We start from the raw sequence: 5,525 nt of genomic DNA on the forward strand, positions 1-5,525 counted from the left end.
CATAAGAGTATTTATGAGTGCACCCTTGAAATTAGGTGTATTCTTTGCATGCCAATTCAATGCACTGTTTTTTTGCATCTCTGTAACTATCCACCATGCTTTATCCTTGGCTTTGGTTTCTGTTCTGGATTGTGTGCGGTTGGCTCTGTCCGGTGATTGTGCAAGCGCAACAGCCAAGCAACAAGGAGAATGCTGGGAAGGCGGGTACAGTAGGAGAAGAATCTTGGCCAAGTTTTCAATCGGATGACCACTTACAGCCATCGGAGGGTTATTTAGTTGGCCCTGCCTTCGTGGCGGGTTACTATCCCAAACTACGAGAGATATTGTACGCAGACTTGAGCGACTCCCCCACAGCGCGCATGGTGGTGCAGCCTCCGTTTGCCCCCGAATACGTTGTGTCTATTGATCAACAAGCAGGGGAGTACTATTTAACCTACCAAGTCTGCCAGGCCAACTTGTGGATTACGTTGGCCCGCAAGGGTACAGCAGTCGCTATCACGACCAAAAAAGTAGCGGTAAGTCCCGCCTTGGCCACCGCTATCGCCCGGTTGTTTAATGCCGCCATTGCCCAGACCAAATACCCGGGACCCATTCGGCGGTTAGTCTTCGATCGCACCACATTCACCTTTAGCACTTTTCAACCGGGCATTGGGCTGCAAGGGGGAGTTACCTACTCCCCGCCGATTGAAACGCATATGGGCGCGCTGGTTGCCTTAGCAGATCGGCTGAAACAACTGGTTAGCATGCCCTATGACCAAGCGTTAGTGACTGACTTACTAGAAGGAGCAGAACGGTTGACAGCAGAATTAAAAGAGTAAACCAGCTCGTAACGTTAAAGAAACGGCGCTCTCTCGGACGTTACGAGCTACGTAACTATTCTAAACGGCTTCTTTACACTCCTATGCCGGATCATCTCCAAGCGTTTCTAACCTTGTTTCTGGCCAAATGCTACCAAAGTACGGAAGCGAGCCAACCGCTCCAGAAAGGCAATCCCATGCTTGGTCTGGATAACTTATCCCGCCGCTTAGATCTGCGCTATTGTATCCACCTGCCAAAAGGCAGTAAGCAACAAGATATCGCCTTCGTGCGGCAAGCGATCACCCCCTATCACTTGACAGCCTGTTATGTGCTTTCCGCTTACGAACCATTGCATAAGCAGACCATGTCCATTGCCGAAGCATTAGAAGCCGTTGTGGGAGAGAGTAACACGACCCTGCTCTCCTTTATACCGGGTAAGGTGGCCTATTTCGAAGGGCATTCGGTTGGCGACCGGTTCTTATGTATTCGATAAGGCTAGGGCTACGGATGCTTCACTTGTTGGATCGTACTACGCTTCGTAAACTACCCGTCAGATAGGACCGCCGCTTTGTTGATTTACTTAGCTACTTCGCGTTTGGAGAGCTTCCCCCCAATTGTCATTTTACAAAGGCTCGTTTCTTAGACGTGATAACGACTTGCTAGCTGCCTACTCCACCGCGACGGCGGTGCGGCTGCTCGGTCTGGTGGAGGCACTAGCGGGCTATCAGGCACGGAGTTTCCGGCTCTAGCGGCAGGTTGAGTTATGTGGTGGCTTAAGAAGAAGGCAAGGCTATCCTAGACCTGAGCGGTAGCGCGAGGGTGGTATGTTCTGAGCAGAACACTATCTTGTCGGAACTATGTGGCGCTTTGACCGCTCTTATTTCCGGCTCTTGCTGCTGCTGCTAGCGGTGGAGATCCTCATTGCTGCCCTGGCCCATGACCGCTGGCTTCGTCCCTATGGCGGGGATGTGCTAGTCGTCGGGCTGCTGTATTGCTTTCTATGCAGTTTTCGGCAGGCGTTCCCCTGGCGCGTGGTAGGTGCGGTCCTGCTGTTTGCTCTCGTAATCGAAGGCCTGCAAGCAGTCCATTTTATTCACTGGCTCGGCCTGGAGCACTCGCTGCTGGCCAACCTGATCCTGGGCAGGGGCTTTGCCTGGGCAGACGTGCTGGCGTATGGGGTCGGTACAGGCCTCGTGCTGTGGGTCGAACGAAGAAAGCACTCCCGCCAGGAGAAGCAACCAGGTTTAGTAAAACCACCGTTACTTTGAACTGAATGACTACACATGGGTTGCAACAAGCCCTTGCTACCATCGGCGCCCCAGCCCATGCTTACAGCTTAGCAGGCGGGCTACCCAACGAAGCCTACTGCCTTGACAGTAGAGGTTCAGGATGGGAGGTGTATTACAGCGAGAGAGGCAACATGAACCGGATAGCTTCTTTTGACAACGAAGCGCAGGCGTGCCAGTATTTTCTTGACCTAATCAAAAAGAAGGTGATGCCCTTCTATAAGGCCGAGCCAGCGCGCAAGAGCATTTAAGAGCGCGTTTTTGGCAAGTAGACGGGTACGCTACTTTTTGGTTGCTACGTCGAATAGAACTCGGTGAATAGGATTTTAGGGGAAGTAGGAAAGTGCCCATAGTGCGATGCCCTTCTGGGTAGTGTTCCTTAACATAACTAGAGTTCTCATAAGTCTTCGGAATCGGTGCGGATATTTGCTTCACGGCCCCTGCTCTCGAGTTGTGGTACTTTAGCGGGGATCAAGCTTCATTTTCAGGGTTTACGAAACGCATTCCGCGACCTAGTATGTAAGCTTTGACTCGTAGACGGGTTTCTTAAACTTCCAAGTTTAGTTCTAGTCAAATTTTACTAGCCAGACGATGCATATTCTTTACGTACCGGAGCAACAAGGCCAGTGGGATAAAGGGGGCTTCTTCCTGCGGGCACTGGTATGGGTGCTGCGTCGCGTGTTGCCGCAAGGCAGTCCCGACTACCACCGGCGTGCGCAGGAGGTGGCGTACTGGTTGGTGGAAGTAGACGACGATGGGTGGGCAGAACGGGAAATCGGGTTTAACGCGCAGCACCGACCGATTCTCTTTGCCCCAACCGACCGCAACATGGGCATGTGGACCGACTCCGACCGCGTGTTCTCGCTCAAGGAATTCGAGCCACAAAACGAGTACCCATTTGCGGCGACGTGGAATGCGCTGTACGAGCAAACACTTTAGGACTCCTGCTCATCTTAGCGCTACTATATACAAGTATGGCGTTTGGATAGGGCCTGGTAAGCCCCCACAGCATTTATCAGGCCTTATTCAGCAGATCTTGTAGTTGCCCTATTTTGGTGGCATGAGAACGGTAAAACTCACTCCGCCCGAGCTCACGCGAGCACAGTTCTTAGCCGGTTTAGTCGAGCGACTCCCTGCTGTGGCAGAGCACGTCTTAGAGGACGAAGGATTATTCCATCTCCAGATAGGCTCTTTAGCTTGTTATGCCAACAACTCTTTGTCGAAAGGTCGCCTAGAAGTGGCTCGCATTATCAACTACTTTCAGCAGACGGTGGAGAAGGTCGATAGTAGCACCGAAAACGCGTTGTATGTAGCCTTTCTTGAATCCCTAGCGTTCGAGGGTGACTCGGAAAACGCCAACCATGCACGACTCCTACTAGCCCCGCAATATAAAGAGTCAGAAGTTTTAAAAAGTGATGTAGTAGGACTACAAAGTAAATAGTGATCAGGATCTCATATTTGAGTGAGCTTGAATTTACGCCTTTCATCCTCTAAGTCCGGCGGCAGCGCTAGCTAGCGGGAAGTGCATACACGGTGGAGGGAGTTCCGTGACACTACTGCCTACAATTCATAATCTAGCCTTTTTGCAGCAGCGCTACGAGAAGAAAAACGCGCTGGGGTGCATGCTTCACCAGGAAGAGGGCCCCCGACTGCACGCAATCGTCGTGCCCGTCACCCAAGAGCAGCGCCTGCACCAGGGAGAGAAGGTAGAGGCCTGGGAGCGGCTCTCGGCCCAAGACTTATTCAGCTCCACAGCCCTGCGCCAGCGCCAAACCGACTAGGCCAAGGCTATGGCACCCTACGGATGGGTGACGTACACCACTACTATGGGCCGCAGAAGACCAGTAGGAGCAGTTGGCGCAGGCCGTGGCCCCGGTCGTGCACACGCCGCTGGCGGTAAGCAAGAATGCCTGGTACGTGAACAGCGGGGTGCACCTGCAGCGGGAGTTGGAGCGCTCAACCAGCAGGCAGCCCAGCAGTTGGCGGAAGCTAACGCCAAGCTGGCGGAGCTGGCCACCAGCAAGTAGCGTGAATAGCGCACCGCTGCGGCACTGCAGTTTTCACTGGCCCGAGGGCTCCTGTAAGGGGAAGGTGGCCAGTGGCCGCTTGCACCGGAAGAAAAGCTTTTTTGAAGGGAGAGAAGAAGCGTTTATGCGTTAGTTCACGCCTCCCTAACATAGCTTTACTCCACCACTTTTATTAATTTTTGATTTCTATAACGCCATGCTGCATCGCTTCCTTCTATTATTTATTGGCGCCCTGCTAGGGTGGTTCTGGCCCAACCCAGAACTGCTGGCGCAAGCCGTTTTCCTTTCCCTAGCTCAGCAGCAAGAAGACTTGGTCCTGTTTCGTACAGGATTAAGCGAGAGCCACGGTGGCTTGTACTATTACGTGCAGAAGCCTTATTTCGAGCATCAGTGCGACAGCATAGCCCGCACCTTCCGCGCCGGGGCTACGCGGGAGGCCTATTACTTAAAGCTGCGCTACTTGCTTACCCTGCGCACCACGGGCACAGCCGTATCAGCCTGCCGGAGCGCTTTGCCGACTTCCGCGCGAATATTCTGCAACCCGGGCAACGCTACTTACCCCTGCGGGTACGCCTCATCAGCGGCCGCCTGTACGCCCTACAGGACTGTAGCCCTGAGAACGTGGTGCCCGCTGGGGCCGAAATACAGGCCATCAACGGACTAGCCGTGCCAGCGTTGCTCAAGGCCATGCGGCGCTACATACCAGCTGATGGACGTAATACCACCTTCAAAGATTACCAACTGTATGAATACTACAACTTCCATTTCCTCTACCAACTGCTGCATCCGGAAGCGGCCAGCTTTACTTTGAAACTCCGCGGTGCGAGGCAGTCCGTACGTGTGAGCGGGCAAGCGCCGGCTCAACTTGCGCAGGTGTATCAGCAGCGCGCCGGCAAAAGCCTGAGCTACTTCGATAAGCCGTTGGTGTACCAAGCAACCCTGGCCCCGGGCGTAGGATACGTCAAGGCAGGTAGCTTTTACAAAGGCTTCGTGGAAAATTTTAAGACCCCTTTCGAGCCGTTTATCGACAGCGTGCTGGCCGACGTACAACGACGCGGTACCCGTCACGTAATTCTGGACTTGCGCGGCAACGAAGGCGGCGGCGACGGGTACGCCGAGTACTTGTTTGCCCGCCTGACGAACCAGCCGTTCCAGGGCCCAGGCCACGACCGAGTCGCTGGCCGGCGATTTACCACGTTGCCTTACCTGCGCAACGCCAGCGACGACATCAAAGCCTTCCTTGCGAACCCCAACCAGTTTTTGCGCAACGACACGACCCTACTACTTAAACCGGAATATGCAGGCGACGCTCCCCAGCAGCCGGCGGCGGGCCAGCCTTACCTTGGCCCGCTGTACGTACTCACTAACGGGGGGACCTTCTCCGCTGTACTGCCTTGGTGGGCTACCTCTACCA

General features: G+C 54.0%; 9 protein-coding genes. All 9 read left to right on the forward strand.

Features of this window, described 5'->3' with window-relative positions; genetic code table 11:
- The first annotated feature begins 335 nt into the window (after positions 1-335).
- Positions 336-818: a hypothetical protein gene (locus tag VI25_RS20700; RefSeq protein ID WP_236705171.1), complete on the forward strand. Its 483-nt coding sequence runs from the start codon at positions 336-338 to the stop codon at positions 816-818.
- A gap of 83 nt (positions 819-901) precedes the next feature.
- Positions 902-1,291 carry a hypothetical protein gene (locus tag VI25_RS20705; protein ID WP_045690344.1) on the forward strand — a complete coding sequence of 130 codons (390 nt, stop codon included), beginning with the start codon at positions 902-904 and terminating at the stop codon, positions 1,289-1,291.
- A 364-nt stretch (positions 1,292-1,655) separates the two neighbouring features.
- Positions 1,656-2,066 (forward strand): DUF2809 domain-containing protein, encoded by a 411-nt coding sequence (locus tag VI25_RS20710; RefSeq protein ID WP_045690345.1) that lies wholly within the window; start codon positions 1,656-1,658, stop codon positions 2,064-2,066.
- A gap of 5 nt (positions 2,067-2,071) precedes the next feature.
- The gene (locus VI25_RS20715) at positions 2,072-2,335 is read left to right on the forward strand and encodes a hypothetical protein (protein ID WP_045690346.1); all 264 of its coding nucleotides are present in this window, start codon (positions 2,072-2,074) and stop codon (positions 2,333-2,335) included.
- A 340-nt stretch (positions 2,336-2,675) separates the two neighbouring features.
- A complete protein-coding gene (locus VI25_RS20720; protein WP_045690347.1) occupies positions 2,676-3,023 on the forward strand; it encodes a hypothetical protein in 348 nt (115 codons plus the stop codon).
- Between the two features lie 199 nt (positions 3,024-3,222).
- Complete coding sequence (locus VI25_RS20725) at positions 3,223-3,525, forward strand: hypothetical protein (protein ID WP_152981736.1); 303 nt, start codon at positions 3,223-3,225, stop codon at positions 3,523-3,525.
- Positions 3,526-3,631: 106 nt separating this feature from the next.
- Positions 3,632-3,865 carry a hypothetical protein gene (locus VI25_RS25345; protein WP_045690349.1) on the forward strand — a complete coding sequence of 78 codons (234 nt, stop codon included), beginning with the start codon at positions 3,632-3,634 and terminating at the stop codon, positions 3,863-3,865.
- Positions 3,866-3,874: 9 nt separating this feature from the next.
- Positions 3,875-4,111, forward strand: a complete 237-nt coding sequence (locus tag VI25_RS20735; RefSeq protein ID WP_055562807.1) for a hypothetical protein — start codon at positions 3,875-3,877, stop codon at positions 4,109-4,111.
- Between the two features lie 390 nt (positions 4,112-4,501).
- Positions 4,502-5,525 (forward strand): S41 family peptidase (locus tag VI25_RS20740; RefSeq protein ID WP_152981737.1); only part of this gene is annotated, 1,024 nt, incomplete at its 3' end.

Source organism: Hymenobacter sp. AT01-02 (assembly GCF_000961955.2).
GTDB lineage: Bacteria > Bacteroidota > Bacteroidia > Cytophagales > Hymenobacteraceae > Hymenobacter > Hymenobacter mucosus.

Excerpts from the sequence above, each read along its gene's own strand:
- VI25_RS20715 (WP_045690346.1), top strand. The coding sequence starts at position 2,072 with ATGACTACACATGGGTTGCAACAAGCCCTTGCTACCATCGGCGCCCCA.
- VI25_RS20710 (WP_045690345.1), top strand. The coding sequence starts at position 1,656 with ATGTGGCGCTTTGACCGCTCTTATTTCCGGCTCTTGCTGCTGCTGCTA.
- VI25_RS20735 (WP_055562807.1), top strand. The coding sequence starts at position 3,875 with ATGGCACCCTACGGATGGGTGACGTACACCACTACTATGGGCCGCAGA.
- VI25_RS20720 (WP_045690347.1), top strand. The coding sequence starts at position 2,676 with ATGCATATTCTTTACGTACCGGAGCAACAAGGCCAGTGGGATAAAGGG.
- VI25_RS20705 (WP_045690344.1), top strand. The coding sequence starts at position 902 with ATGCCGGATCATCTCCAAGCGTTTCTAACCTTGTTTCTGGCCAAATGC.